The sequence below is a fragment of the Salinifilum aidingensis genome (assembly GCF_054782015.1).
Map to the genome: position 1 here is coordinate 73,289 of NZ_BAAGTH010000008.1, position 23,408 is coordinate 96,696.

Sequence of the window (23,408 nt, forward strand, 5' to 3'; positions counted from 1 at the left end):
TCCCGCTCCCCCGGTGTCCGCGCCGGCCTCCGCTGGCCGGCGCTCCCCGGCATGTCTGCGCGCCGGCGCCGCGGCCGTCGCGAGGGGCCGCCTACCGCGCTTTGTCGCGGTACATGGCCGCATCCGCCCGCGCGAGCGCCTCCAGGGGCGTGTCCGCCCCTGCCGCGAGCACGTGCCCGACGCTCGCCGCGATCCCCTGCGGGGCCTCCTGCCCCAGCGCGACCGGGGCCCCGAGCGCGTCGGCCAGCCGCTGCTTGAACTTCTCCGGCGAGCCGGCAGGTTCGAGGATGACCAGGAACTCGTCCCCGCCGATGCGGCCGATGAGGTCGGTTTCCCGCGTGCACTGCTTCAGCCGCTGGGCGCACGTGCGCAGCAGCATGTCCCCGACGTTGTGCCCGAACCGGTCGTTGATCTCCTTGAAGCTGTCCAGGTCGACGTAGACCAGGCCGACGTCGTAGTGCCCCCGGGAAGCGCGGGAGAGCGCCGCCTCGAGGTACTCGAGCACGAGCGCCCGGTTGGCGACCCCGGTGAGGTCGTCGTGCGTGGCCTGGTGGTGCAGTTCCAGGTGCACGCTGTAGAGCTGCTGCAGCGTCACGAGCTGGCGCAGCACGACCAGTCCCACGACCACGCCGAGCAGGTACATCTCCACCGGGTTGGTCTCGGTCTCGCGCGTGCGGCCGACGACCATGATGACGATCACCGCGACCAGCGGCACGTACGGCAGGAACAGCAGCGGCAGGCTCGGCTTCAACCGCGGCAGCGGGTTGTCCGGGACCAGTGCGGCGATCAGCAGGAACACGGGTGCGGACAGGTAACCGATGTCGCTGGCAGGTGCGGCCTCCGCTCCGAGGGAGATCGTGTAGGTGTACGCGGCGTCGGAAACGCCGATCGCGATGAGCCCGAGCATGATCCAGGCCAGCGGGATGCGCCGCACGCTGTGCAGCGTCACGGCGAGCAGGATCGCCACCACGATCAGCACGAGGTCGCCGAACGTGTAGGACACCGCCAGCAGCAGCGCTGCGGAGTTCTCCCCGTAGAAGATCGATCCGAGCGTCAGCTCCCACAGCAGCACTGCCAGGCTGCAGACGATGATCAGCGCGTCGAGCGCGATCACCCGGCGCGGCGAGACGACGTCCTCCCGCCGCAGCGAGCGCTCCCTCCGCGCGGCGCTGACGAGGGCGACGAACGCGCACAGCGGCAGCCCGAAGTAGAAGATGTTCTCGATGTCGGGGAAGGTGATCACCCGGCCGTTGAGCCGGTGCCAGGTCCACATCGCCTGCCCGACCGCCCACAGCGCCATCGCCGTGGACAACCAAGCCCGCCACGCCTCACCGCTGCGGTAGCCGGTGATGCCGAACGCGGCGGCGGCCGCGACCGCCCCGACGAGTCCGGTCACATCGGCGAGCGTGCGCGTGGCCTGCGGCGGGAGCACTCCGGACGCCACCAGGGCGGCCACCGCGCACACGGCGATGACGAGGTACGGCTGCCACTGCCTCACCACGGCGACCGCGCCAGGATCCGCGACCGACGACCGCACCGCGCACGCGCCGCCCCGGGCCCAGCAGCGGCGGTCCGGCCGCACGCCGCGCGGCGTGCGCGCCGCGGCCTGGGGACGCGGAATCGAGCAGCACCCATGTCACTCGCAGCCTGATCTCTTCGTTCCGCACGCGTCGTCGGCGCCCGCGGAGCACGCATCCGCACTCCTCCGGACACGACCGGATCAGCGGCCACCGGTTCCGGTGGTCCGGTCGGACGTTCGCGGCCCAGCGAGGCGCAGGAGAAGTGTACCGCGAGCGGAGGAGACGCACAGCTGAGCGAACAGCGCCGCGCGGGAACAGCGGGATTCCGCTCCTCGCTCTTTCGCGCGGGCGGAGAACCCGCAGGGCGGCATTCGAGAACGCGCGGATCCGCGTGAACTGCAGTTCGATTCGACAACCGCTCGTTCGTGCCACCGATCACGAGGAGGAATGCGAACTGCACCGCTCGTCGCGCAGGGGTACCACTGGTCGTGCTGCGCGACCACTCGTCGCGGTCCTGTTGCGTGTGATCCCGCACTCACCGAAGGATGTCGCGCACACGGCAGAGCCCCGCGAGGGGCGCGGAGACGGATCGGCGCGGCGGCGTTTCCCACCGCCGCGCGGATTCCGCTCCGGCGAGAACAGCGAACATCTGCGAGGAGAAACGATGGCGGACAGCGACACGGGCGGAACTGCCGACCCGACGGCGCACATCGCGGATCCGGGGCCGTTGGGGCTGGCCGGATTCGCCTCGACCACCCTGGTGCTGAGTTTCGTCAACGCGGGCCTGGTGGGCACCAGCGTGGAGACCACCGCCGTGGTCGCGTTGGCGTTGTTCTACGGCGGTCTGGCCCAACTGCTCGCGGGGATGTGGGAATTCCGCAAGGGCAACACCTTCGGCGCGACCGCCTTCCCCACCTACGGCGCCTTCTGGCTGGCGTTCGCGGTCTACGTCTGGCAGTTCTTGGACACCATGGACGACCAGCAGCAGGCCGTGGCGACCGGTCTGTTCCTGCTCGCCTTCACGATCGTGACGGGCTACCTCACCGTCGCCTCACTGGCCACGAACACCGCCCTCGTGACGGTGTTCGTCCTGCTGTTCCTGACGTTCCTGGTGCTGACGATCGGCGATCTCGGCGGTGTTGACCCGCTCGGCACCCTCGGCGGTTGGCTCGGCATCCTCACCGCGCTGGCGGCCTACTACGCCTCCTTCGCGGGAGTGCTCAACACGACGTGGAAGCGCACCGTCCTGCCCGTCGGCCCGCGCACACCGTGAACCGCACCAGCGTGCCGGAGGCGGCACGCGCCCACCGTCACGCCGCCCACGAACGAGAGAGAAGCAAGGCAAACGCATGAGCGACCAACAACCGTCCACTGGGGATGCCGGCGCGCGCACCTTCCCGCCGAGCGCCGAGTTCGCCGCCCGGGCCAACGCCGGCTCCGAGCTGTACGACCGGGCCGCGGTGGACCGCGAGGCGTTCTGGGCGAGCCAGGCCGAGCGGCTGCACTGGGACGCGAAGTGGAACGACGTCCTCGACTGGTCGAACGCACCGTTCGCCCGGTGGTTCACCGGCGGCCGGCTCAACGTCGCCTACAACTGCGTCGACCGCCACGTCGAGGCGGGCCACGGCGACCAGATCGCGCTGCACTGGGTGGGCGAACCCGGTGACACCCGCGACATCAGCTACGCCGAGCTGCAGCGGGAGGTCTCCCGCGCGGCCAACGCGCTGAGCTCGCTCGGCGTGCGGGCCGGTGATCGGGTCGCCATCCAGCTGCAGATGATCCCCGAGGCCGTCGTGGCCATGCTGGCCTGCGCGCGGATCGGGGCGACGCACAGCGTCGTCTTCGGCGGGTTCTCCCCGAGCGCGCTGCGCTCCCGGGTGGACGACGCGGAGGCCTCCGTCGTGATCACCTCGGACGGGCAGTACCGGCGCGGTCAGGCGGCCCCGATGAAGGAGGGCGTCGACGAGGCGCTGCAGGGCGCCGAGACGGTCCGCCACGTGGTCGTGGTGCGCCGCACCGGCGACGACCTCGGTTCCGTGCCCTGGACGGAGGGCCGCGACCTGTGGTGGCACGACCTGCTCGCCGAGCAGCCGGAGCAGCACGCCCCGGAGGCGTTCGACTCCGAGCACCCGCTGTTCATCCTCTACACCTCGGGCACCACCGGCAAGCCCAAGGGCATCGTGCACACCTCGGGCGGCTACCTCACCCAGGCCGCCTACACGCACGACGTCGTGTTCGACCACGAGCCCGGCCGCGACGTCTACTGGTGCACCGCCGACATCGGCTGGGTCACCGGGCACACCTACATCGTCTACGGCCCGCTGGCGAACCGGGCCACCCAGGTGCTCTACGAGGGCACGCCGAACACGCCGCACCAGGGGCGGCACTGGGAGATCGTGCAGCGCTACGGCGTGTCGATCTACTACACCGCACCCACGCTCGTGCGCACCTTCATGAAGTGGGGCGAGGACGTCCCCGCCCAGTACGACCTCTCCTCGCTGCGGCTGCTCGGCACGGTCGGCGAGCCCATCAACCCGGAGGCCTGGACCTGGTTCCGCGAGCACATCGGCCGGGGCAGCACCCCGATCGTGGACACCTGGTGGCAGACCGAGACCGGTGCGATCATGATCTCCCCGCTGCCCGGGGTGACCGCGGCCAAGCCGGGCTCGGCGCAGCACGCGCTGCCGGGGATCTCCGCCCAGGTCGTCGACGACCACGGCGACGAGGTGCCGGCCGGTTCCGGCGGGTACCTGGTGCTGACCGAGCCGTGGCCCGCCATGCTGCGGGGCATCTGGGGCGACCCGGAGCGCTACCGGGACACCTACTGGTCCACCTTCGCCGACCGCGGCTACTACTTCGCCGGTGACGGCGCCAAGTACGACGAGGACGGCGACGTCTGGCTGCTCGGCCGGGTCGACGACGTCATGAACGTCTCCGGCCACCGCATCTCCACCACCGAGGTGGAGAGCGCGCTCGTGTCCCACCCGGCGGTGGCCGAGGCGGCGGTCGTCGGCGCCTCCGACGAGACCACCGGTCAGGCGATCGTGGCGTTCGTGATCCCGCGCGGCGAGGCCGCCGCGGCGGAGGAGGTCGTGCAGGAGCTGCGCGACCACGTGGCCGCCGAGATCGGGCCGATCGCCAAGCCCAAACGGATCATGGTGGTTCCGGAGCTGCCCAAGACCCGTTCGGGCAAGATCATGCGGCGGCTGCTGCGGGACGTCGCCGAGGACCGCGAGGTCGGCGACGTCAGCACGCTCGCCGACTCGAGCGTGATGGACTCCATCGCGCGCGGCATGCGCGCTCCGAGCGACGAGAGCTGACGCCACCGGTCGGCGCCGGGGCTTGACCGCCCGCCTCGGCGCTGTGGCAGTGTTCAGCCCCGCGGAGTCATCGGGTACGTTCCTCGGGCGGCCGGGTTCAGGACCTCACCGGTCCGGCCCGGCCCCCGGGAGCGACGATCGTCCGCCGTCCGTCGAGGTTGAACCGTCATGCCGGTGCGCGCTACCAGGACACTGCTACGGCCGGAGAGAGCGGCCGGTGATCCCACGAGCGCGCTGCGCGCGTCCCGGCACCTGCTGGACGACCTCCGCGACGGGATCACCACGCCGGCCGCGGCGCGTGCGCTGGAACGCGCCCGCGAACTGCTGGGCGTTCCGGGGCTCGCGCTGATGGACGTCTCCGGCGAGTCGGTCTGGGCGGGAACGCCGGCCTCCGCCGAGCAGGTGGGGCCGCTCGTCGAGAACACCTGGCGTACCGAGCGCCGCAGCGGGCGCCCCCCGCTGATCACCGTGCCGCTGCACGTCCACGAGGAGCTCGCCGCCGTGCTCGTCGTCTCCGGACGCGCCCGCGCGGGTGCGCTCCGCGAGATCGCCGCGCTGCTCGTCCACGGACTGGAACGCGGTGAGCTCGAGGCCTCGGCCGAGCACGCCGGGCGAGCCGAACTGCGCGCGCTGCGCGCCGAGATCTCCCCGCACTTCGTGCACAACGCGCTGACCGTCATCAGCTCGCTGGTGCGGGGCTCGCCCGAACGCGCCCAGGAGCTGCTGCTCGACTTCGCCGACTACGCCCGCTACACCTTCGCCCGCAGCGACGAGTACACGACGGTCTCCGAGGAGTTCTGCGCCATCGAGACCTACCTCGCGCTGCAGCGGGCCGTGCTGGGCGAGCGCCTGCAGGTCCGCATCCGCGTCGCCCCGGAGGTGCTGGGCGTGGCGCTGCCCTGCCTGATCCTGGAGCCCCTGGTGGAGAACGCGATCCGGCACGGCATCGAACCGCGCACCGAACCCGGCACGCTGGAGGTGCGCGGCGGCGCCGACGGCGACGAGTGCGTGATCACGGTGGAGGACGACGGCCCGGGGATGCCTCCGGAGCACGCGGCCGAACTCCTCGCGGGCGAATCGCCGAGCGGCCGGGTGGGGCTGGCCAATGTGGATCGACGTCTCCGCAAGGTCTACGGTTCCTGGTTCGGACTGGTCCTGGAAACCGACGTCGGCAGCGGCACGCGCGCCGTGGTCCGGCTGCCGCGTTTCCAAGCGGGAGTGACACCGTGAGCGAACATCGTGGCGAACTGCGCGTTCTCGTCGTCGACGACGTCGCTGAAGCGGCCGACGAGCTGGCCCGGCTGCTGGCGGGCACGCCCGAAGTGGACAGCGTCAGCACCGCGACCGAACCGCTCGCCGCGATCCGCGAGATCGAGCTGCATCCCTTCGACGCCGTGTTCCTCGACATCGCCATGCCCGGCCTGGGCGGGCTGGAACTCGGCTCCCTGCTGGCGCGCCTGGCCGCCCCGCCGGTGATCGTGTTCGTCACCGCGCACGCCGAGCACGCCGTGAACGCCTACGGCGTCGGGGCGATCGACTACCTGCTCAAGCCGGTCCGCGCGGAGCGGCTCGCCACCGCCGTGTCCAAGGTGCGGCGCATGGTGCGGGGCACGCACCTGGTGCAGCAGGAGTCGGCCCCGGAAACGGCCGAGGACCTGCCGGTGCTCACGGTGGAGTCCGAGGGGCGCACCTGGTACGTGCGCCGCGAGGACGTGCGGTTCGTGGAGGCCAGCGGCGACTACGTCCGGCTGCGCACCCCGAGCGGACGGCACCCGGTGCGCATGCCGATCTCCCGGCTGGAGCAGCAGTGGGCCGCAGCCCACTTCCTGCGCGTGCACCGCAGCTACCTGGTCGACATCCGCGCCGTGCGCGAGCTGCGCAGCGACTCGGCGGGCAGTCTGCTGGCCCGCACCGACGTCGGCGACGTCCCCGTCAGCCGCCGCCACGCCCGCCAGCTGCGGGAGAGCCTGCTGCACGCAGCGCAGAACGGCCTGCTGGAGGACACCTCGTGAACCGCCCGCGCCGGACGACCGTGATGAGTCCGCGCACGCGCCTGGCCCGGGAACGCGGCCGGATCCGCCGCCGCTGGCCCGCGCGGCGGCTGGACGCCGCCCAGGCGCGGCGCGCGCAGCGCACGCGGCGGACGCTGCTGCCCCCGGTGCTGGGCACGCTCGCGACGCTGGTGCTGCTGCTGTTCGGGCTGCCGGTGCTGCTGTGGTCGCTGCCGGTGCTCACCGAGCTGCGCGTGGCCGGCGTTCCGGTCTCCTGGCTGCTCGTCGGGGCGGCCCCCTTCCCCGCGATGCTCGCGCTGACCTGGTACCACCTGCGGCGGGCCGAGGAGATCGAGGAGAACGTGTGACAGCCGCCGTGTCCGTGGCCGCTCTGCTGGTGCTGACGCTGCTCATCGGCACCCGCGGCGTGGCCGCGATGCGCACCACGTCGGATTTCCTCGTCGCCTCGCGGCAGGTTTCGCCCCTGGTCAACGCCGCGGCCGTGTCCGGCGAGTACCTCTCGGCGGCCTCGTTCCTCGGCATCGCCGGGTTGATGCTCAAGAGCGGTGCGGGAGCGCTGTGGTACGCGGTGGGGTTCACCGCCGGCTACGTCGTGATGCTCACCCTGGTGGCCGCGCCGATGCGGCGGTCGGGGGCGCTGACGGTGCCGGACTTCGCGGAGGCGCGGTTGCAGTCGCTGGCCGTGCGCCGGCTGTCGGCGGTGATCGTGCTGGTCATCGCGACGCTGTACGTCGTCGCGCAGTTCCGCACCGCGGGGCTGGTGCTCGGGCTGATCGCGGGCACGCCGTACTGGGTGGGTGTCGTGCTCGCCGCCGCCACCGTGAGCCTCACGGTGGCGCTGGGCGGCATGCGCGCGGCCACGTACGTGCAAGCCTTCCAGTTCGCGCTGAAACTGGTGCTGTTCGCCGGCTGCGCAGCGGTGCTGCTGGTGCTCGTCGGCGGGCAGACCCGCGAGGAGCTGGGCGACCCCGTCGAGTTCACGCACTTCGAGCAGCGCACCCGGGTCACCTTCGACGTTCCGGTCACCCTCGGGATCGCCGAACCCACCCGCGTGCTGGTCGCGGGCGAGCCGCGCACGCTGCCGCCGGGGGAGGTCGACGTCGGCGCGGACGAGCGGTTCACCTTCCCGCGGGGTGCGGCGGTCCCCTCCGTCGACGGCACCGAGCGCCCGGGCGGCCGGGGGTGGGCCCACCCGCTCGTCGACAGCGGCGCGACCGAGCACCCGCTGCTGAGCACCTGGGGCGTGCTCCTGGCGACCATGTTCGGCGCGATGGGCCTGCCGCACATCCTCGTGCGCTTCCACACCAGCCCGAGCGGGGCCGCGGCACGCCGCACCGCGGCGTTCACCGTCGCCCTGCTCAGCGCGTTCTACCTCTTCCCCGGCGTGTACGGGGCGCTGGCGCGGGTGCTCACCCCGCAGCTGTACCTCTCCGGCGGCGCGGACACCGCCGTGGTGGCCCTGCCGATGCACCTCGGCGACGGCCCGGCCGGCACCGTGCTGACGGCGCTGCTGAGCACCGGGGCGTTCTCGGCCGTGCTGGCCACCTCGCTCGGGCTCGTGCTCGTCGTCTCCTCGGCCGTGGCGCACGACCTCATGCCGGCGCGGCTGCGGACGCTGCGGCTGAGCGCGCTCGGCGCGGCCGCCCTGTTCGTCGCCGCGACGCTGCTCGTGCCGAACGCCGATGCCGACGCGCTCGTGACCTGGGCTTTCACCATCGCCGCGGCCACGTTCTGCCCCCTGCTCGTGCTCGGGATCTGGTGGGACGGGCTCACCACCCGCGGTGCGGCCGCGGGCATGACCGCGGGCCTGGTCGCCACTTCGGCGGCGACGTGCGCCGCGCTGTTCGGCCCGGAGCTCGCGCCGTGGGCCACGAGCCTGCTGCGCCAGCCCGCGCTGTGGACCGTGCCGCTGGCGTTCGCTCTGATGCTGCTGGTGTCCCGGTGGGATCCCGCTCCGCGGGGCGATCGCTCGGCGATGGTGCGCCTGCACCTGGCCCGGCCGGCGGGTCCGAGCGGGGGCACCGGAGAACCGGAACCGAGCGAACGGAATTGAGGACCATGGTCACCGGTTGGGACGATGCGGCGGCCGCGGACGCCTTCACCGCGTTCGACGCGGAGCTGTGGTGGCGGGCGGGCTACCACTACCTCCCGGAGGAGCTCGCGGTCGAGGCCGGGCAGCGCGTGCTCGACGTCGGCTGCGGGCCGGGCGCGGTGGCGCGGTGGCTGGCGCGGACGTGCGACGTCCGCGTCTTCGGCCTCGACCGCTCGCCGGCGATGCTCGGCCGCGCCGCGCGCGAGGCCGACGACGCCCGCGTGTCCTTCCACCGGTTGCGGCACGGCACCCTGGTCCGGCTGCTGCCGCAAGGGTCGGTCGACGCGGCGGTGGCCGCGTTCGTCTACGAGTGCGAACCGCGGTGGGCGGAGCTGGTCGAGCTCACCCGCGGAGTGTTCCGGTCGCTGCGTCCGGCGGGGCGGTTCGTGCTGCTGGCGGGCAATCCGGACACGACGGGCACGCTCTTCGAGGGGCTGCGCCAGGGCGAGCCGGGGGTGTCCTACCGGCCGGGCGATGATCTCCCGGTGGACATGCGCCGGCACGACGGCACGTGGGAGCGGATCTGGGACGTGTTCTGGGACCGCGACAGCTACGAGCGCCTGCTGCGGGAGGCCGGTTTCCGCGTGCTGCACCACCGCAGCCCGGTCGTCGCCGCGGCGGGGGCGGCACCGTTCCTCCTCGTCACGGCTGAGCGCCCGGGGTGACCGCGCGGGCGCGCCGGCGCCGCCGGGCGCCGATCCGGCCCCACGGCTTGTACACGGCGAGGACCGTCGCCGCGAGCAGGCCGAGCGGGGACACCACCGCCGGGAAGACGAGCTCGCCGACGACGGCGTCCGCCGCGCCCTGCTCGCCGAGCGCGCGCCCGCGCTCGGCCGCGGCGAGGACCTGCGGCCGCAGCGCCAGCACCACGAGCGCGACGAAGACGACGTTGATGGCCAGCTTGGCCGCGACCCACCAGTAGCGCAGCAACCCGTACTTCGTCCCCCACCCCAGGGTCAGGCCGCTGAGCAGGCACACCACTCCCGCGGCCAGCAGCGGTCCGATCGCGAACAGCTCGAGGGCCCGCAGGCTCACCGCCGCCACCTGCGCGTCCGCCGTGAACAGCGCGGTGAACACGAACACGGCCAGCACCACGTCCATGCCGATCCACGCCCCGGCGGAGACGACGTGCGTCAGCAGCGCGGCGCGCCGCGCGCGTCGTCCCAGGTGCGCGGTGCTGCTGCGGGGAGGTGCCGTGCTCGTCGCCGTCATACGGAAAAGGTAGGCGCCTAATCATTAGGCGTCAATCCATTAGGTTCCGAACGTTCGTGCTAGGCTGCGCCCATGCCCCGCCCGCCCGGAACCCCCCTCGGACTCGCCCTCGCGAACACGGCCAAGACCGTCAGCCAGGCCTTCGACGAGGCGCTGGCCGCGGCCGGGGGATCCCGCCCGAGCTGGCTGGTCCTGCGCTCGCTGAAGGCCACCCCCCGGGCCAACCAGCGCGAACTGGCCGCGGCCGTCGGCATCCGCGGCGCGACGCTGACCCAGCACCTGCACGCGATGGAGCAGGACGGGCTGCTCACGCGGCGCCGCGATCCGGACAACAGGCGCGTGCACCTCGTCGAGCTCACCGAGCGGGGCGAAGCCGCGTTCTCCCGGATGCGCGATGCGGCCGCGGCCTTCGACCGACAGCTGCGCAGCGGCCTCGCCCCCGAGGAGGTCGCGCAGCTGGAGCGGCTGCTCGGTCGCCTGCGCGACAACGCCTCCGGCTCGGGGGGATGACTCCGCCCGCGCCGGGGCGCTGCGCTCACGCGCGCGCCGGGGCGGGCACCGGCCGGTGCGCACCGGTCTCCGCGACCGCGCGCACCACGCGCCGCAGCTGCGCCAGGAACGCGCGCGCGGTCCCGCGGGCCCCGCCGGTGTCCGCGTGGGCCGCGGTCACCGACAGCCCGTCGCAGGTGCGGTGGAACCACAGACCGGCGTGCCAGCCGTCGGCCTGCACGAACTTGCCGAGGTTGCACGCGTTCCACTCCGACCAGCCCTCGATCCCCGGCACGCCGCGGAAGTCCATGTAGGACACGTTGAAGGGAGCCTCGGGCAGTTCGCCGAGCAGCTCGGCGACCCTGCCGCTGGGCACGCGCAGCGCGGGGATCGCGCCGCGGATCACCGCCGCGGCATCCGCGTTGACCTCGGCGAAGCTCGCGCCATCGCGCACACCGAGGTGGAACGGCAGCACGTTGACGTACCACCCGAAGGAGGAGACCCACTCGTTGCGGCGGCGCGTGTGCATCGGCAGCGTCGCCCGGAATTCGCGCGTGCCACCGGTCTCCGAGGCCGCGAGGGCGCAGGCGGCCATCACCCCGGTGTGGAACCGCCCGCCGCTGCCCGCGCACACCTCCTCGAACTCGGCGGCCTCCGCGGCGCCCAGCAGCTCCTCGCGGTGCGCCGTCGAGGGCACCACCTGCCCCGGCGCGAGTTCCGGGTCGAACGGGAACGCCGCGTTCCCCTCGCCCGCTCCGTCGAGGAACTTCCGCCACACCCCCGCAGCCGGATGGGCCGAGTCCACATCGGAGGCCGCGGACCGCTCGACCGCGCTGTAGTCCACGTGGCTGCCGGTCGCGGGCAGGCCCACCGGACGGTCGTCCCGCTCGGCGAGGAGCAGTTCCCGGATCTCGTGCGGCACGAGTCCGTTGGAGTAGCCGTCGGTGGCGCTGTGGTCGAACGCCGTGAACACCGTCGCCGTCCCCTCGTGCAGCACCGCGGCGAACACGTAGGCCGGCCACCGCGCCAGCACGTCCGTCCCCTCGTCGAACAGCTCCTCCAACCGAGCGCGCACCTCCGCACCGGAGGTGAAGTCCCCGAGCACGGCGGAGCGGACGGCCAGCTGCTCCGAGGCGTAGGTGAACCGCCGCAGCCGCCCACCGGTGCGGACCAGCCCGGTGCGCAGCCCTTCGTGGCGGCGCACCCAGGCGGCGAAGGCGCCGCGGAGGTGGTCGAGCTCGACCGCCTCCGGCGCGTCGAAGGCGATGGCCAACCACGTGGGCGACCACCGATCCGCGCGCAGCAGCGCCTCCTCGGCGCGCAGGTGGGTCTCCTGCAGGTAGGACGGCGGCCTGTCGTCGGCGGGGGCGGCTCCGGAGGCGGCGGGCCGCACGCGGAACTCCACGAGACGCCCGGGCGGCACGGGGTGGTCGGAGAGCGCGGTGAGCATGAGCTTCCTTCGCGTGGTCGGGGTCGGCAGCAGCGGCCACGAGCCCGCTCAGCGCTGGGGCTGTTCGGCCGGGGCCGGGGCCGCGCAGCTGTCGGGCAGGGGTCCGGCGAGCTCGTCGATCGGTCGTTTCGCGAGGACGGCCAGGTCGCGGCGGTTCCGCGCGGTTCCCGGGTCGAGCGGGGGCAGCAGGGTGATGTGCAGGTGCAGTCCGCGCATCCGCAGCACGCGGCGCAGCATCGCCGCGGGTGATTCGTCCTGGGCGAAGAACGTCGCCCGCGCGGTCGGCGTTCCGTCCGCCAGCACGCAGCGGAGCAGCACCGGCTGCACGGCGACGTCCGCGTCGAGGGCGGCTTGCAGCACGGCCGGCGGGAACGGCCCGCCGGGTTCCCGGCAGCGGATCTCCCCCTCCGGGCAGACGAGCACGGACTCGCCGGAACGCAGCGCTCCGGCGACGGAGCGGACCATGGTCACCAGTCCCGAGCCGCCGCCCTCGAGGAAGACCGCTCCGCTCGCGCGGCTCAACCGGCCGAAGACCGGGTTGTCCGCGGATCCGCTGTCGGCGACGAGGACGAAGTGGCCGAACCGCGCCAGCATCGCCATCCCGTCGAAGGCGGACACGTGGTTGGACGTCACGAGCTTCGCACCGGGGTGCTCGGGCGCGCCGTCGATGCGGACGGAGATCCCGGCGGCCCGGAGCAGGCAGCGCGACCACAGCTGCAGCAGGCGCCGCGCGGACCGCTCGGACGACCACCGGCTGGCCCACCCGAACGCGATCGCCACCAGGTGCGAGACCGCGACGGCGACCTGCCGCAGGGAGCGGTGCGCCACGCCGACGCGGGGCGGGGCGTCGTCCGGGGGCAGGCACGCGGGTCGGCAGCGGTTGTGCACGGTCACCAATCCATCGAGGTTCTGGACAGGAGCGGAACGTCCGCTGTGGACGATCCGCCCGAACGGGTGCACCATCGCGGCGCCGCCCCATCCTGCGATGCGTGTCCACTCCGGCGTTTCCCCCATCGGGAACGCCCCGTGCCGAAGTTTCCCGCGCGTCACCGCGAATTTGCCGCAATGTCCCCGCGCGTTCCGCGTGCACGGGGAGCTCCGCGTCGGAATCCACTCGATCGAGTGATCCTCGCGATTTCGGTCGTCCACCGCGCCGGACCCGCGCCTGCCCTCCACCGCACCGGTCGGGCCAGTTGCCGCGCGCCGGTGCTCGACGGCGCCGCTCGCGCACCGCGCCGCGCGCCGTTCCGCGCAGTCCGGGCGGTACGACGTTCGCCCGCCGCACGCGGGCGGTGGCATCATCGTGGTGGCACGTGCACCGGAAGGAACCGGCGAGCGGAGAGGACGCGTCGTTGGCTGAATCCCACCGCCCGCACCGCCGCGACCGGGTCGTGGTGATCGGGCTCGGCCGGTTCGGCGGCTCCCTGGCCGCGGAACTGACCGAGCGGGGCTCCGAAGTGCTCGCCCTGGACAACCGGCCGAACGTCATCCACCAGTTCGCCGATTCGGTCGCCTACGCCGCCGTCACCGACGCGACCGACCCGGAAAGCCTCCGGCAGCTCGACGTGCACCACTACCGCACCGCGGTCAACGCCATCGGTGACGACCTCGAGTCGAGCGTGCTGACCACGTCGAACCTGACGGACATGGGCCTCCCGCACATCTGGGCGAAGGCGGTGACCCGGCAGCACGCGCGCATCCTCGAGCGCGTCGGCGCCAACCACGTGGTCCTGCCGGAGCACGACATGGGCCGGCGCACCGCCCACCTGGTCACCGGGCGCATGCTGGACTACATCCAGCTCGAGGACGACTTCGCGATCGCCAAGACCCGCGCTCCGGCCGGTTCGCTCGACAAGCCGCTGGAGGAGAGCCGCATCCGCAGCCACTACCGCGTCACCATCGTCGGCATCAAACGCCCCGGCGAGGGCTTCACCTACGCCACGCAGCGCACGGTGCTGCACGCCGACGACCTGCTCATCATCTCCGGCCTGACCGGCGATGTCGAGCGCTTCGCCAACCTGACCTGAGCACCGGCGCCCGCAGGGTCCGGCGCACGGCGGCGCGGCGGGCTCACCTCAGGGCTGCGCGGGCATGTCCTTCAACGCCTCGGCGACGTCGACGAGGTCCTCCCCGGTCACGTCCGGTGGGGCGCACACGTCGGAGTAGTGCCCCTCGAGACGGCTGGCCCATCCCGCGGTGAGCCCGGCGCGCTTGGCGCCGTGGCAGTCGAAGGCGTGCACCGCCACGAGGGCGACCTCGTTCGCCGGCAGGCCGAGACGCCGCAACGTGTGCTCGTACACCCCGGTCACGGGTTTCCAGCCGGGCACGTCGGCCACCGTCAGGACCTCCTCGACGTAGCCGTCGAGACCGCTGCGGGAGAGGAAGCTCGTGGTGGCCTCGGTCGTGCCGTTGCTCAGGCACACCATCCGGAGCCCGGCCTCGGACAGCGTGCGCATCGCCGGTTCGGCGTCGGGGTGCGCCGGGAGCTCGGCCAGGCCCGCGAGGACGTAGTCCACCGCGTCGTCGTCGAGCTCCCCCCGCGACAACGTCCGCAGCGAGGTCGCCGCGACCGCGGGGAACGGCTCGTAGTCCCCGGTCAGCGTCAACGTCATGCCCTCGCGCAGCACCCGGTCGAACCAGTGCTCCAGCAGGTTGCCGGACAGGCCGACGTCGATGAAGCGGTCGCGGAGCGGGTCCAGGGACATCAGCGTCTCGATCACGTCGAACACCACTGCGTGCGGCCGGGTCGGCATGGAAGCTCCTCGCTGGATCGGTGCTCGCTCCGCCCGTCGCCGGGCGCGACCCCCGTCATCGTGCCACGCACGAGACCTCGGGTGTCCGTCCGCGCGGACCGCGGTCGCACTTCCCTCCGTTCGGAGGACGGACCCGGGCCGGAGCACGACCGCGCCCCGGAGGAGCGCCGCCGGTGGCTGCACGGGACCCGGCCCTCGCGCTGGAGACCGAGCCCGGGGTGCGGACGCTGGCCGCGGCTCGGCCGCAGCGGTCCGCCAGGCAAGCGGCGCAGCCGCTTTCCACCGCGTACCAGCCAATCCGCGGACTCCCCGACCGAGCGCGCCGGTTCAGGCCTCGCCACCGGTGCGGAAGCTCGGGGTGTGCCAGGTGTGCTCCGGCAGGAACTCCACGTCGTACTCGCGCGGCACGCGGGCGAAGTCCGCCGCGGCGGGGACGACGGGCTCCCGCGGCAGGCCGAGCTGCTCGGTCGGCACGCCCAGGTTCTCGAAGAACCGCTCGAAGGTGCCGCCCGGGCCGGCCGCCACGCCGACGATGCGGCTGTGGTGCCGTTCGATCCGGTAGGCGTGCGGGCAGTTCTTCGGCACGAACCCGAAGTCACCGGCGCCGAGCAGCTTCTCGTACTGCTCTCCGGCGGTGTTCTCGACGAACACGCGCACGGCACCGCCGGTGACGTAGAAGACCTCGTAGGTGTTCGGATGGCTGTGGGCCGGGATGACGTCGCCCTGCGGCCCCTCGCAGGTGAAGAAGTTGAACGTGCCCTCCGTCTGCTCCCCGCCGGCGTAGACGGTCACCAGATCGCCGAACAGGTGCGCGCGGTCTCCCCTCCCCTGCTCGACGAAGTACGGCGTTCCCGGTTCGGGCGGGATGTGCGAGCGCGAGCGGTGCGGCGTCGCGAACTCCATCGTCATGTGCCACCTCCTGCGACGTGTCACTGTCAGGTTACCTGACATATATCGTGCCGCGGGGACGCCGCCCGACCACCGCACCGCGAGGGACCATGAACGAGCCGAACCTGCCGCAACTGCTCACCGCGGCCAAGCGCTGGTTCGACGACGCGCTGCTCACCGGCATGCGCGAGGCCGGCGAACAGCCCGTGACCGCGGCCCAGGCGTCCGTGTTCGCCCACCTCGACCCGGACGGGACCTCGATCGCCGAACTCGCGCGCCGGATCGGAACCGCCCGGCAGTCGGCGCACCAGGCGGCGCACGCGCTCATCGCAGCGGGACTGCTCGAGCAGGTACCCGACCCCGGCTCGGCGCGCACCCGGCTGGTCCGCCGCACCGCCGAGGGCGAGCGCGTCCACCGCCGCGCGCTGCGGACGATCGGACACGTCGAAGACGCCCTCGCCGAGCGCATCGGCCGCGACGCGTTCACCGCCCTCCGCTCCGCCCTCGCCCAGCCGTGGGGCGAGCCGCCCGCAGTCCGCGAGGACTGAACACCGGAGCGCGCCGCAGCGCCCGCGGCCGCACCCCGCACCCCCAGCAACGCCACCCCGCGCCGCAGCAACGCCGCGGAGCACCGCACCGGGCCGTGCCCTGATCGCGGCACACGGCGCGCGCCGAGCCCGGCACTGGCGCATGGTGCACAGCGGGGTTTGCAACCCCGCTGCAACCCTTCTCACACACCTTTGTGACGAGTATCACTGGGACATGGAGCTGGTGACGCCGTGCTGGAGGCCGAGGCCGCGATGGGTGCGTCAACGATCGGTGTGATCGCCAACCCGATGTCCGGGCGCGACATCCGGCGGCTCGTCGCGCAGGCCTCGGTGTTCCCGAACGCCGAGAAGGCGAACATGGTGCTGCGGTTGATCTCCGCGGCGGGGCGGCTCGCGGTGGACCGCGTCCTCGTCTCCGCCGACGACACCGGGATCGCCGCGGCCGTGCGACGCGCGCACCTCAAGCAGCGCGACGCGGGCGCCCACCCCGAAGTCACCTTCCTGCGCCCCGAGGCCCCGGAGGGAACCGCCGCCGACACCCGCGATCTCGTGCGCCGGATGCGCGCGCAGGGCGCCGACGCGATCGCGCTGCTCGGCGGGGACGGCACGATCCGCGCCGCCGTCCCGGAACTCGGCGACACCCCGGTGCTGCCGCTGTCGACCGGGACGAACAACGCCTTCCCGCAGGTCTGGGAGGCCACCGTGGCGGGCGTGGCGATCAGCCTGCTCGCCACCGGTCGGATCGGTGCCGACGAGGCCGCCGGGCGCCCCAAGGTGCTGTGGGTGGAGTGCGGCCGGGCGCGGGAACCAGCCCTGGTCGACGTGTGCGTGTCCACCGAGACCGACGTGGGCGCCCGGGCCCTGTGGCGGGTGGGCGCGCTGCGCGAGCTGTACTGCACCTTCGCCCGGCCGCAGGCGATCGGCCTGTCCGCCGTCGCCGGCCAGCTCGACCCCACCGCCCCGGAGGACGAGCACGGCGTCGCGGTGCACCTGTCCGGCACCGCGCCGGCGCCGCGCTCGGTGCTCGCCCCGATCGCCCCGGGCCTGCTCGACACGGTCGGGGTGCTCGACACCTCGCGCATGACCGACGGGGTCAGCGCGCTGAGCACAGTTCCCGCGGGGACCGTGGCCCTCGACGGCGAGCGCGAGCTGGAGTTCGGCGGCGGCGACCCCGTCCGCATCACGCTGCGCCGCACCGGACCGCGCGTGGTCGACATCGGCACCGTCCTGCGGTTGGCGGCCGACCGCGGCCTTCTGCGCACCGAGGACGGCACCACCGGCGGGGCCGGCAGGACCGCCGCGGCGCGCGGCGCGGCCGCGCAGCGGGAAACGCAACCGGGCACAACGGCGTGTTGAGGAGCGCGATGAGCATCGAGGGGACCAACGCCGTCGTCACCGGAGCGGGGCGGGGCACCGGACGGGCGATCGCGCTCGGACGGCTGCAGCGGCCGGAGGACGTCGCCAGTTCCGTGTCCTACCTGGCCGGTCCCGACTCGGACCGCACGACCGGCCAGTCGGCGGTGATCGGCGGCGTGGTGGTGCGTTGAGCACGACCGTCGCACGACCACCGGTGAACGGGTCAATCCCACGTGGAGGAGGCACCGAGATGACCGAGACCCTCGCGGCACCGGGATCCCCGGATCTCGATTCGGCCGCACTGCACGAGGCCTACCGCACCATGCGCACGATCCGCGCGTTCGAGGAACGCGTGCACGAGGAGTTCGCCACCGGCGACATCCCCGGGTTCGTGCACCTCTACGCCGGCGAGGAGGCCTCGGCTGCCGGCGTGTGCGCGCACCTGGACGAGCGCGACACGATCGCCAGCACCCACCGCGGGCACGGGCACTGCATCGCCAAGGGCGTGGACCCCGCGGAGATGATGGCCGAGGTCTACGGCCGCAGCACCGGCTCGTGCCACGGCAAGGGCGGGTCGATGCACATCGCCGATCTGTCCAGGGGCATGCTCGGCGCCAACGGCATCGTCGGCGGCGGCCCGCCGCTGATCTGCGGTACCGCGTTGGCCGCCAAGCAGCGCGGCACCGGTGGTGTGGGCGTGGCCTTCTTCGGCGACGGCGCCAGCAACCAGGGCACCACGCTGGAGGCGATGAACCTCGCCGCGGTGTGGAACTTGCCGGCCGTGTTCGTCGCGGAGAACAACGGCTACGCCGAAGCGACCGCGAGCACGTGGTCGGTGGCGGCGGACAACATCGCCGACCGGGCCGCCGGTTTCGGCATGCCCGGCGTCATCGTCGACGGGTTCGACTTCTTCGCCGTGCACGAAGCCGCCGGCGAGGCCGTCGCCCGCGCCCGCGAGGGAGGTGGCCCCACGCTCATCGAGGTCACCTTCACCCGCTACTTCGGCCACTTCGAGGGCGACCAGCAGGCCTACCGCGGCGACGAGGTCGCGCGGGCGCGCGCCGAACGCGACTGCCTGCAGCGCTTCCGCGACCGGGTCACCGAAACCGGCCGCCTGTCCACATCGGACTTGGACGCGGTGGACGGCGAAGTGTCCGCGCTGATCGACGGCGCCGTGCAGCGGGCCAAGGAAGCGCCCAAACCCACCCGAGCCGACCTGGAAACCGACGTGTACGTCGCGTACTGAGCGAGGAGTTCGCAATGGCCAGGACGATCAGTTACCGCGAGGCGCTCAGCGAAGCGCTGCGGCAGGAGATGGAACGCGACGAGAACGTCATCGTCATGGGCGAGGACAACGCCGGAGGTGCCGGCGGGGCCGGGGCCGAGGACGCCTGGGGCGGTGTGCTCGGTGTGACCAAGGGACTGTACCACCAGTTCCCGGGACGCGTGCTGGACACTCCGATCACCGAGTCCGGGTTCATCGGTGCGGCGATCGGCGCGGCCACCCGCGGGATGCGCCCGGTCGCCGAGCTGATGTTCATGGACTTCATGGGCGTGTGCTTCGACCAGATCTTCAACCAGGCGGCGAAGTTCCGGTACATGTTCGGCGGCAAGGCCGTCACCCCCGTCGTCATCCGCACCATGTACGGGGCCGGGCTGCGCGCCGCCGCGCAGCACTCGCAGACGCTGTACGGGACGTTCACCTCCGTGCCCGGCCTGAAGGTCGTGGTGCCCTCGAACCCGTACGAGGCGAAGGGGTTGATGACCCAGGCGATCCGCGACGACGACCCGGTGATCTTCTGCGAGCACAAGACCATGTACGACACCTCCGGCGAAGTCCCGGAGGAGAGCTACACGATCCCGTTCGGCGAGGCCGAGTTCGTCCGCGAAGGCCGCGACGCCACGGTCGTGGCCATCGGCCGGATGGTCTCGGTGGCCGGCGACGCCGCCGAGGACCTGTCCTCCTCGGGCATCGAGTGCGAGGTGATCGACCCGCGCACCACCAGCCCGCTGGACATGGACTCGATCGTCGAGAGCGTCGAGCAGACCGGCCGGCTCGTGGTCGTCGACGAATCCACACCGCGGTGCAACGTGGCCACCGACATCTGCGCGCAGGTCGCCTCGCAGGCCTTCCACGCGCTGCGCGCACCGGTGCAGATGGTCACCGCCCCGCACACGCCGGTGCCGTTCTCCGACTCGCTGGAGGACCTCTACATCCCGGACGCGCAGCGCGTCGCGAACGCGGTGAAGACGACCGTCGAAGGGACGAGGTGAGCGGCGCATGGCCGACGACCGGATTCAACGGGTGGTCATGCCCAAATGGGGCCTGTCGATGAAGACGGGCAAGGTCACCGAGTGGATCGCCGCCGAAGGCGACGAGATCAGCTCCGGCGACGACCTCGCCGAGGTGGAGACCGACAAGATCGCGGGCACGATCGAGTCCACGTGGGAGGGGCAGCTGCGCCGGATCGTCGCCCGGGTCGGCTCCGACGCGCCCGTGGGAGCCACGATCGCCGTCATCGCCCCGCAGGAGGTCCCCGACGAGGAGGTCGACGCGGTGGCCACCGAGGCCGCCGAGCAGATCGCCGCCGGGGAGGTGGAGGAGGAGGCGGGCCCGCGCGTGGACACCGCCGACGTGGACGGCCGGTCGCTGAGCTACTCGGTGCTCGGCGAGGACGCCCCCGGCGAACCGCTGGTGCTGGTGCACGGCTACGGCGGGGACAAGAACTCCTGGCTGTTCGTGCAGGAACCCCTCGCCCAGCAGCGGCCGGTGTACGCGCTGGACCTGCCCGGCCACGGCGCCTCGGGCAAGGACCTCGGCGGCGGCGACGTGCTGGGCACGCTCACGCGGGCGGTCACCGGGTTCCTCGACGCGCTCGGCATCGCCCGCGCCCACCTCGTCGGGCACTCGCTCGGCGGAGCCGTGTCCGCCTCCGCGGCGGAAGCCGCCCCGCAGCGGGTCGCCTCGCTGACCCTGCTCGCCCCGGCCGGGTTCGGATCGCGGATCAACGCCGACTACGTCCGCGGGTTCGCCGCGGCGGGCACCCGCCGCGAGCTCAAACCGCACGTCGGCGAGCTGTTCGCCGACTCCTCGCAGGCCACGCGGCAGATCGTGGACGACCTGCTGAAGTACAAGCGGCTCGACGGGGTCGGCGAGGCGCTGTCGGCCCTGGTGGGGGCGCTCGTGGCCGAGGGCGACGTGCAGGCCGTGGACGTGCAGCGCCTCACCGCGGGACTGGACGTGCCGGTGATCGCGGTGTGGGGCGAGCAGGACCGGATCCTGCCCGCGGACAACGCGGCCGCCCTGCCCGAAGCGGTGCGGCTCACCCGCCTCGACGAGGCCGGCCACATGGTGCACATGGAAGCGCCGCGCTCGGTCGTCGAGGCCGTCGGCGCGGCCACCGGCGAGCGGTGACCGCGGGCGCGCCGGTGCCGTCCCCGGGAGCTGCCCGCCTCGGCCGGGGAGGGCAGCTCCGTGCCGCACCGGCCGGACCGCCGGACCGGATCGATCCGGTCCGCGGTCTCCGTGGCGCGTGCGCTGCGACGTCGGCAGAATCGGAGCCGCGCGCGCAGGAGGCGCGCCGCGGGCACCACGCCCCGCGCCACGTCCGAGGGAGACGCCGGTGCGTCGTGACCAGCTGGAACCCGCTGTGCCCACGGGCACGGACCCGCGCAGGTACGCGCGCGTGCTGGCGGCGGTGCACGAGGCGACCCTGAGCGGCTCCTCCCCACCGGTGCGCCCGCGCGGCGTCATCGCGCAGTCCTGGTCACGCGTGCGGGCCGGCGGGCTCGACCCGGACCGCGGTTTCGACCCGGCCCCGCTGCCACCGGACGAGGTCGAGCGGCGGCGCCGCACCTGCAAGCTCGGCGAGCTCCTGCCCCAGCTGCGCGGCGAGCTCGTGGCCGTCGCCGACGCGGCCGCGCACATCATGGTCATCGCCGACGCCGACGGCCGCGTGCTGTGGCGCGACGGCAGCTCCGCGGTGCGCCGCCGGGCGGACGCGTTGACCTTCGTCGAGGGCGCCGACTGGAGCGAGCGCACCGTCGGCACGAACGCGATCGGCACCGCCCTGGCCACCGGCCGTCCCGTGCAGGTGTACTCCGCCGAGCACTACGTGCGCACGCACCACCCGTGGACCTGCTCGGCCTCACCGATCAACGACCCCGCCAGCGGTGCGGTCCTCGGCGTCGTCGACGTCAGCGGCCCGGCGGCCACGGTGCACGCGAGCACGCTCGCCCTGGTCGACGCGGTCGCCAAGCTCGGCGAGATGCACCTGCGCACCGCCCACCAGGAGGAACTGGAGCGGTTGCGGGCGGTCTCCGCCCCGCTGCTCGCCCGCGGCACCTCGCCCGCGCTCGTCGTCGACCGGCACGGCTGGGTCGCGGCGGTCTCCGGCACCACCCCGGTCGACCGCGTGCTGCTGCCCGAATTCGGTGAGGACGCCGAGACGTGGGTCCCGGCGCTGGGACCGTGCGCGGCCGAGCCGCTGCCCGGTGGCTGGTTGCTGCGGCCCGGCGGCGACGGGCCGCCGGCGTGCACCACCGCCCAGTTGGACCTGCGGCGGACGAGCGGCTGCACGCTCACCGTGAGCGGCCCCAGCGGCACGTGGGAGCACCGGCTGACCCCGCGCCACGCCGAGATCCTGTACGTGCTGGCGCGCACGCCCGAGGGGCGCAGCGCCGCCGCGCTGGCCGGGGACCTGTTCGGCGATGCCGACCGCACCACCACCACCCGCGCCGAGATGTCCCGGCTGCGGCGCCATCTCGGCGGGGTGCTCGCCCAGCGCCCGTACCGCTTCGACGAGCGCGTCGACGTGCGGGTGCTGCACCCGGAGCCACCCGCCGAACCGCTGCCGGAGAGCGCGGCCCCGGGGGTGCTGCGGTTGCGCACCTGTTGACACCCCGCGCGGGCCCGGCGCCGCGAACGCTCCCGCGGGAATCCACATCGGACTGGAGGCGGAGCCGGCCGGCGGAACCTCCCCGGAGTCACCGCCCGAGGTGCTCCAGCAGCAGCCGGTGCGGCGCGTCCGGGTCCGTGGTACCGACGCGCGGGATGCCGCGCACCCACTGGTGATCGGTCATGCCCGGGTTGTGGGTGCTCGTCCCGTCCGGCCAGAAGATCTGCGGGCTCCCCCGGATCGGCAGCTCGTGGCTGCGCCGGTAGTCCGCCAGCACGTCGGCGCGCACCGGTTCGGAGTCCCAGACGTCGAGGATCCGCCCCGCGTCGAGCTCGGGGTGGTGCTCCGCGGCGGCGGTGAGCACCTGCCACAGCCCCGCCCGGATGCTGATGTCCACACCGTCGCGGAAGTAGGCCAACCGCACGTGGTAGTCGACGTCCTCCGCGGCACGCGCGCCCTGCGCCCGACGGGCCGCGGCGATGAGCTCGAACGCGGGCATCGCCGTGGACGGCCGCGGCTCCTGTCCGAAGGCGGTGAACAGCTCCGGTTCGAGCGAGGCGAGCACGGCCGCCTCCACCGGCACGACGTCGTACGGGATGCCGCGCCCGTTGACCAGCTCCAGCGGCCACGCGCGCTGGTCGAGCACGACATCGAGGCCTTCGGCGTCGCGGGCGGCGCGCAGCCGGTGCACCGCCACCGCCGCCCACGGGCAGTGCACGTCCGACCAGACCACCACCGTCGTCATCGCCGCCGGTCCTCTCCGCGTTCGGTCACGGGTACCTGCGCGCACCATCGGAGCGCACCACCGGATCAATGCCGGTTCTACCACGGCCCCGCCACGTGCGCCCACCACCGCGGTTACCGGAATTT

At 73.3% G+C, this 23,408-nt stretch carries 23 protein-coding genes; 16 read left to right on the top strand and 7 right to left on the bottom strand.

Translation table 11 applies throughout. The features are described 5' to 3' along the window. Positions 1-91 precede the first annotated feature (91 nt). Positions 92-1,498, bottom strand: a complete 1,407-nt coding sequence (locus ACYVJE_RS12420) for a diguanylate cyclase domain-containing protein (RefSeq protein ID WP_461144554.1) — start codon at positions 1,496-1,498, stop codon at positions 92-94. A 686-nt stretch (positions 1,499-2,184) separates the two neighbouring features. Between ACYVJE_RS12420 and ACYVJE_RS12425 the strand changes: the two genes are divergently transcribed. The 7 genes from ACYVJE_RS12425 (at position 2,185) to ACYVJE_RS12455 (ending at position 9,609) form a co-directional block, all read left to right on the top strand. Then, complete coding sequence (locus ACYVJE_RS12425; RefSeq protein WP_461144555.1) at positions 2,185-2,793, top strand: acetate uptake transporter; 609 nt, start codon at positions 2,185-2,187, stop codon at positions 2,791-2,793. Positions 2,794-2,869: 76 nt separating this feature from the next. Continuing rightward, a complete protein-coding gene (gene acs / locus ACYVJE_RS12430; RefSeq protein WP_461144556.1) occupies positions 2,870-4,840 on the top strand; it encodes an acetate--CoA ligase in 1,971 nt (656 codons plus the stop codon). 168 nt (positions 4,841-5,008) lie between these two features. Beyond that, complete coding sequence (locus tag ACYVJE_RS12435) at positions 5,009-6,070, top strand: sensor histidine kinase (RefSeq protein ID WP_461144557.1); 1,062 nt, start codon at positions 5,009-5,011, stop codon at positions 6,068-6,070. After that, positions 6,067-6,852 carry a LytR/AlgR family response regulator transcription factor gene (locus tag ACYVJE_RS12440; RefSeq protein ID WP_459159400.1) on the top strand — a complete coding sequence of 262 codons (786 nt, stop codon included), beginning with the start codon at positions 6,067-6,069 and terminating at the stop codon, positions 6,850-6,852. Before ACYVJE_RS12435 ends, ACYVJE_RS12440 begins: the two co-directional genes overlap by 4 nt. Positions 6,853-6,875: 23 nt before the next feature. After that, positions 6,876-7,199: a hypothetical protein gene (locus tag ACYVJE_RS12445; RefSeq protein WP_461144558.1), complete on the top strand. Its 324-nt coding sequence runs from the start codon at positions 6,876-6,878 to the stop codon at positions 7,197-7,199. Beyond that, complete coding sequence (locus tag ACYVJE_RS12450) at positions 7,196-8,905, top strand: sodium/solute symporter (protein WP_461144559.1); 1,710 nt, start codon at positions 7,196-7,198, stop codon at positions 8,903-8,905. Before ACYVJE_RS12445 ends, ACYVJE_RS12450 begins: the two co-directional genes overlap by 4 nt. A 5-nt stretch (positions 8,906-8,910) precedes the next feature. Beyond that, the gene (locus tag ACYVJE_RS12455) at positions 8,911-9,609 is read left to right on the top strand and encodes a class I SAM-dependent methyltransferase (RefSeq protein ID WP_461144560.1); all 699 of its coding nucleotides are present in this window, start codon (positions 8,911-8,913) and stop codon (positions 9,607-9,609) included. On the opposite strand, the gene ACYVJE_RS12460 is transcribed toward ACYVJE_RS12455, so the two are convergent. Beyond that, positions 9,587-10,156 carry a hypothetical protein gene (locus ACYVJE_RS12460; RefSeq protein WP_461144561.1) on the bottom strand — a complete coding sequence of 190 codons (570 nt, stop codon included), beginning with the start codon at positions 10,154-10,156 and terminating at the stop codon, positions 9,587-9,589. The two genes, ACYVJE_RS12455 and ACYVJE_RS12460, sit on opposite strands and share 23 nt — an antisense overlap. A gap of 72 nt (positions 10,157-10,228) precedes the next feature. Between ACYVJE_RS12460 and ACYVJE_RS12465 the strand changes: the two genes are divergently transcribed. Next, complete coding sequence (locus ACYVJE_RS12465) at positions 10,229-10,666, top strand: MarR family winged helix-turn-helix transcriptional regulator (protein ID WP_459159395.1); 438 nt, start codon at positions 10,229-10,231, stop codon at positions 10,664-10,666. 25 nt (positions 10,667-10,691) lie between these two features. Here ACYVJE_RS12465 and ACYVJE_RS12470 read toward each other — a convergent pair whose 3' ends face one another. Next, the gene (locus tag ACYVJE_RS12470) at positions 10,692-12,095 is read right to left on the bottom strand and encodes a condensation domain-containing protein (RefSeq protein ID WP_459159394.1); all 1,404 of its coding nucleotides are present in this window, start codon (positions 12,093-12,095) and stop codon (positions 10,692-10,694) included. A 48-nt stretch (positions 12,096-12,143) separates the two neighbouring features. Beyond that, positions 12,144-12,989, bottom strand: a complete 846-nt coding sequence (locus ACYVJE_RS12475; protein ID WP_461144562.1) for a lysophospholipid acyltransferase family protein — start codon at positions 12,987-12,989, stop codon at positions 12,144-12,146. 458 nt (positions 12,990-13,447) lie between these two features. Here ACYVJE_RS12475 and ACYVJE_RS12480 point away from each other — a divergent pair, with 458 nt between their 5' ends. After that, a complete protein-coding gene (locus tag ACYVJE_RS12480) occupies positions 13,448-14,122 on the top strand; it encodes a potassium channel family protein (protein ID WP_459159392.1) in 675 nt (224 codons plus the stop codon). Positions 14,123-14,170: 48 nt separating this feature from the next. On the opposite strand, the gene ACYVJE_RS12485 is transcribed toward ACYVJE_RS12480, so the two are convergent. Together ACYVJE_RS12485 and ACYVJE_RS12490 are read right to left on the bottom strand one after the other, a co-directional pair. Beyond that, on the bottom strand, positions 14,171-14,848 hold the full coding sequence (locus ACYVJE_RS12485; protein ID WP_461144563.1) for a haloacid dehalogenase type II: 678 nt from the start codon (positions 14,846-14,848) through the stop codon (positions 14,171-14,173). 327 nt (positions 14,849-15,175) lie between these two features. Next, positions 15,176-15,757: a quercetin 2,3-dioxygenase gene (locus tag ACYVJE_RS12490; protein ID WP_461144564.1), complete on the bottom strand. Its 582-nt coding sequence runs from the start codon at positions 15,755-15,757 to the stop codon at positions 15,176-15,178. Positions 15,758-15,846: 89 nt separating this feature from the next. On the opposite strand from ACYVJE_RS12490, the gene ACYVJE_RS12495 reads away from it, so the two are divergent. From ACYVJE_RS12495 to ACYVJE_RS12525, 7 genes are all read left to right on the top strand, one after another. Continuing rightward, the gene (locus ACYVJE_RS12495; RefSeq protein ID WP_459159389.1) at positions 15,847-16,284 is read left to right on the top strand and encodes a MarR family winged helix-turn-helix transcriptional regulator; all 438 of its coding nucleotides are present in this window, start codon (positions 15,847-15,849) and stop codon (positions 16,282-16,284) included. A 231-nt stretch (positions 16,285-16,515) separates the two neighbouring features. Continuing rightward, entirely contained in the window at positions 16,516-17,640 is a 1,125-nt protein-coding gene (locus ACYVJE_RS12500; protein WP_461144565.1) for an ATP-NAD kinase family protein, read from the top strand. Positions 17,641-17,648: 8 nt separating this feature from the next. Next, positions 17,649-17,831: a hypothetical protein gene (locus tag ACYVJE_RS12505; RefSeq protein ID WP_461144566.1), complete on the top strand. Its 183-nt coding sequence runs from the start codon at positions 17,649-17,651 to the stop codon at positions 17,829-17,831. Positions 17,832-17,890: 59 nt separating this feature from the next. Further along, the gene (locus tag ACYVJE_RS12510; protein WP_461144567.1) at positions 17,891-18,886 is read left to right on the top strand and encodes a thiamine pyrophosphate-dependent dehydrogenase E1 component subunit alpha; all 996 of its coding nucleotides are present in this window, start codon (positions 17,891-17,893) and stop codon (positions 18,884-18,886) included. A gap of 14 nt (positions 18,887-18,900) precedes the next feature. Continuing rightward, positions 18,901-19,914 (top strand): alpha-ketoacid dehydrogenase subunit beta, encoded by a 1,014-nt coding sequence (locus ACYVJE_RS12515; RefSeq protein WP_459159384.1) that lies wholly within the window; start codon positions 18,901-18,903, stop codon positions 19,912-19,914. Positions 19,915-19,921: 7 nt separating this feature from the next. After that, positions 19,922-21,055 carry an acetoin dehydrogenase dihydrolipoyllysine-residue acetyltransferase subunit gene (locus tag ACYVJE_RS12520; RefSeq protein ID WP_461144568.1) on the top strand — a complete coding sequence of 378 codons (1,134 nt, stop codon included), beginning with the start codon at positions 19,922-19,924 and terminating at the stop codon, positions 21,053-21,055. A 208-nt stretch (positions 21,056-21,263) separates the two neighbouring features. Then, positions 21,264-22,538 (top strand): GAF domain-containing protein, encoded by a 1,275-nt coding sequence (locus ACYVJE_RS12525; RefSeq protein ID WP_461144569.1) that lies wholly within the window; start codon positions 21,264-21,266, stop codon positions 22,536-22,538. A gap of 88 nt (positions 22,539-22,626) precedes the next feature. Here the strand turns inward: ACYVJE_RS12525 and ACYVJE_RS12530 are convergent, their stop codons facing one another. Beyond that, positions 22,627-23,283, bottom strand: coding sequence for a DsbA family oxidoreductase (locus ACYVJE_RS12530; RefSeq protein WP_461144570.1), 657 nt, complete (start codon positions 23,281-23,283; stop codon positions 22,627-22,629). Positions 23,284-23,408: the final 125 nt, after the last annotated feature.

Excerpts from the sequence above, each read along its gene's own strand:
- ACYVJE_RS12485 (WP_461144563.1), bottom strand. The coding sequence starts at position 14,848 with ATGCCGACCCGGCCGCACGCAGTGGTGTTCGACGTGATCGAGACGCTG.
- ACYVJE_RS12445 (WP_461144558.1), top strand. The coding sequence starts at position 6,876 with ATGAGTCCGCGCACGCGCCTGGCCCGGGAACGCGGCCGGATCCGCCGC.
- ACYVJE_RS12455 (WP_461144560.1), top strand. The coding sequence starts at position 8,911 with ATGGTCACCGGTTGGGACGATGCGGCGGCCGCGGACGCCTTCACCGCG.
- ACYVJE_RS12470 (WP_459159394.1), bottom strand. The coding sequence starts at position 12,095 with ATGCTCACCGCGCTCTCCGACCACCCCGTGCCGCCCGGGCGTCTCGTG.
- ACYVJE_RS12460 (WP_461144561.1), bottom strand. The coding sequence starts at position 10,156 with ATGACGGCGACGAGCACGGCACCTCCCCGCAGCAGCACCGCGCACCTG.
- ACYVJE_RS12520 (WP_461144568.1), top strand. The coding sequence starts at position 19,922 with ATGGCCGACGACCGGATTCAACGGGTGGTCATGCCCAAATGGGGCCTG.
- ACYVJE_RS12490 (WP_461144564.1), bottom strand. The coding sequence starts at position 15,757 with ATGACGATGGAGTTCGCGACGCCGCACCGCTCGCGCTCGCACATCCCG.
- ACYVJE_RS12530 (WP_461144570.1), bottom strand. The coding sequence starts at position 23,283 with ATGACGACGGTGGTGGTCTGGTCGGACGTGCACTGCCCGTGGGCGGCG.
- ACYVJE_RS12495 (WP_459159389.1), top strand. The coding sequence starts at position 15,847 with ATGAACGAGCCGAACCTGCCGCAACTGCTCACCGCGGCCAAGCGCTGG.
- acs (WP_461144556.1), top strand. The coding sequence starts at position 2,870 with ATGAGCGACCAACAACCGTCCACTGGGGATGCCGGCGCGCGCACCTTC.
- ACYVJE_RS12510 (WP_461144567.1), top strand. The coding sequence starts at position 17,891 with ATGACCGAGACCCTCGCGGCACCGGGATCCCCGGATCTCGATTCGGCC.
- ACYVJE_RS12465 (WP_459159395.1), top strand. The coding sequence starts at position 10,229 with ATGCCCCGCCCGCCCGGAACCCCCCTCGGACTCGCCCTCGCGAACACG.
- ACYVJE_RS12505 (WP_461144566.1), top strand. The coding sequence starts at position 17,649 with ATGAGCATCGAGGGGACCAACGCCGTCGTCACCGGAGCGGGGCGGGGC.
- ACYVJE_RS12425 (WP_461144555.1), top strand. The coding sequence starts at position 2,185 with ATGGCGGACAGCGACACGGGCGGAACTGCCGACCCGACGGCGCACATC.
- ACYVJE_RS12515 (WP_459159384.1), top strand. The coding sequence starts at position 18,901 with ATGGCCAGGACGATCAGTTACCGCGAGGCGCTCAGCGAAGCGCTGCGG.
- ACYVJE_RS12435 (WP_461144557.1), top strand. The coding sequence starts at position 5,009 with ATGCCGGTGCGCGCTACCAGGACACTGCTACGGCCGGAGAGAGCGGCC.